Below are 2151 nucleotides of genomic sequence, written 5' to 3'. Positions count from 1 at the left end.
TATTCAGCACGCGCTGCACATGAGCCAAGAGGAGCGGGTTGCACGCTGGCAGGTCATGTCGAAAGTTCTTTGGAATTCCGATGTCTCACGGTGGGCGGCGGCGTTTATCAAGGATCTGGCCGCCAACCAGGCAAGCAGAGCCCGCAGCAGAATGGGACCGGCAAAAAGAGAGTAAAGATCGCTAGGTGCCGAATAAGGAGTGCTGTGGGAGCATTCGCGGCTCTTTATTGCCCGTTGCAGGGCTATGGTCTGCACAAGCGGATCTTTTGTCGAATGTTGTAGGTCGGCGCCGCCTCCAGCGCTTCGGTGCTGCCCTTGCGAGACTGCGCGCAAAAAGGCGTCGAAGATCCGGTTTCTCCTTCATGTTACCTATGCGCTCGCAGGCGGCGAGACCGCCCTGATGGCCTACCGCCGATGGAGAAATATCTCGCGCGATGACCTCGCCGCAACGAGCGGCATTCGCAAGGAGGACATGCTTGAAAGCCTCTCAACAATCCTCAAAGTGCCTCAGGATCAGTTGATCTGAGGCCCCGCTGTTCTGACTGGCAAAGTCTGCGCAAGGTGCAGGAACGCCGCTGCAGAAATCTCGTGGGCAGGAGACGTTGGAGTGCCTTGGGAACAGCAGAGCGGGGTCTCCGGAACATCGCGTCACAGCCGCTTTCTCACTGCAAGACAAGGCATGTTATGGTGTATTGGCGGAGCAGCTGCCGTGGATGTGGTCGTGAGGCCTGCGGAGTTCAAACAGGGCACCTGGACGTTGAGCGACAGGCTCGGGCGACCTCTTGGAACAATCACCCAAATTTCTCCGTCGCTATTCGTCATCGATGCAGATCGTAACTCCGGGCTGTTCAAAATGGCCACTGCTAACTTCCCGTCGCTCGACAGCGCGATGTCGGACATCGCCAGCCACATGAAGGGCGAGTGCCAGCTTTCCGGCAATGACGAATGACGGGATGCCGTAGGACTGAGATCGAAAACGGCTTTGCCGCATCAACGGGTTTTACTTGCTTATACTCTCTCTTGAGTAGGAGCGAGATTGTGGCTCCAATCGTTTAGGCCTGCCGCATTCTGACCCAGAATGGCCTCTACCTGCGTGATGTGGCACAGCTTTCGCGTTGCTCCAGTCTGAAGGCGAGCCATCTGGACAACCTTTGCTGCGCTCCCGCGTTGACTAGGGATGCAATACATTTGTGATGCCCCGGGATCGAAGACCTGGTTTCGGATCGAGACCGACGGTGAAGCCGCGCTCGAGTCGGATGCAATGAGCCACTTGGTTGAGAAACACTTTCTCCAAGCCTGGGAGAGTGCAGCGAGCACCTATCATTCGACCTCAAGCCCCTTTGTTGAGCAGAACATCGGTCTCAAGGCTCACGTGCAGCGTGTCATGCCACTGTTCCTGACATTGCGCAGTGCGGAGGGAAATGCGCTCGTCACAGCGATGCTGCCGCCGGGCGGGCGGTATGACCCGGCTTTCAGGATCGTCATTGTCGGCCCTGAGAACCGGGATCCCTATCCTGAGCATGGCGAGGCCATTCGCAAGCTGGGGGAGCACTTTGGCTTCAGCCTCGAGCGCATTCGGTGCTATCCTTACGGAGGAGCCACCCTATCCCGAAAGTAGGCCTGCATGCAGCTGCCATCATCTGGGATCGTGCCAATCCGTAGCTGAAACCCTGCCAACCTAATCTCGCCTGACGACCGACATTCTCAGGCGAGTGACAGCTGTGTGTCAAACTCGATTTTTCCGGCAACTCGTCTAACGGTTTACTCTATGCTGGTACCGGTACATTCAATCCAAGCGTTTGACATGGCTTGTTCAGATGTCATCGTCAAGTTAACGAGCTAAGGTCGCAATGTCCCGCACGCGATGAGCGCATCAGAAGCCGGCCGCGAGGCCCGTCACCTCGGCCCAGATCTTAAAGGCTTGGCCCCGGGACTAGCGATGAGCGGCGGCGTTGGTGTTAGGGGGACGACGGAAGAGGTTTCCAACCTGATCGTGAGCAGAGAGAAAGCGCTGGGCCTGCCCGGCTGATTTGAAGCGCTTCATGATGCGCTCCCGCCGGCGCGTCGGCTGATGGCGGTTTTCCGCGCGATTGTTTATGCCCTTGTGCTGCCGATGCTCCACGCCAGGCATGACAATCCTCTTCGCGGCGG

Annotated in this window: 3 protein-coding genes; 2 read left to right on the top strand and 1 reads right to left on the bottom strand. The window is 57.7% G+C overall.

What is annotated here, in order from left to right; translation table 11 throughout:
• Positions 1-709 precede the first annotated feature (709 nt).
• Both FS320_RS42080 and FS320_RS42075 read left to right on the top strand, forming a co-directional pair.
• Positions 710-949 (top strand): hypothetical protein, encoded by a 240-nt coding sequence (locus FS320_RS42080; RefSeq protein WP_162003616.1) that lies wholly within the window; start codon positions 710-712, stop codon positions 947-949.
• Positions 950-1261: 312 nt separating this feature from the next.
• Positions 1262-1618, top strand: a complete 357-nt coding sequence (locus FS320_RS42075; protein WP_244627734.1) for a hypothetical protein — start codon at positions 1262-1264, stop codon at positions 1616-1618.
• 315 nt (positions 1619-1933) lie between these two features.
• Here FS320_RS42075 and FS320_RS42070 read toward each other — a convergent pair.
• Positions 1934-2151 (bottom strand): DDE-type integrase/transposase/recombinase (locus FS320_RS42070; RefSeq protein ID WP_152718481.1); only part of this gene is annotated, 218 nt, incomplete at its 5' end.

It is taken from the genome of Microvirga tunisiensis (genome assembly GCF_009296175.1).
In the GTDB taxonomy this organism is placed as follows: Bacteria; Pseudomonadota; Alphaproteobacteria; order Rhizobiales; family Beijerinckiaceae; genus Microvirga; species Microvirga tunisiensis.
This window is presented reverse-complemented; position numbering and strand designations above follow the sequence as displayed.

Coding starts and splice junctions, on each gene's coding strand:
- FS320_RS42075 (WP_244627734.1), top strand. CDS start 1,262: ATGAGCCACTTGGTTGAGAAACACTTTCTCCAAGCCTGGGAGAGTGCA.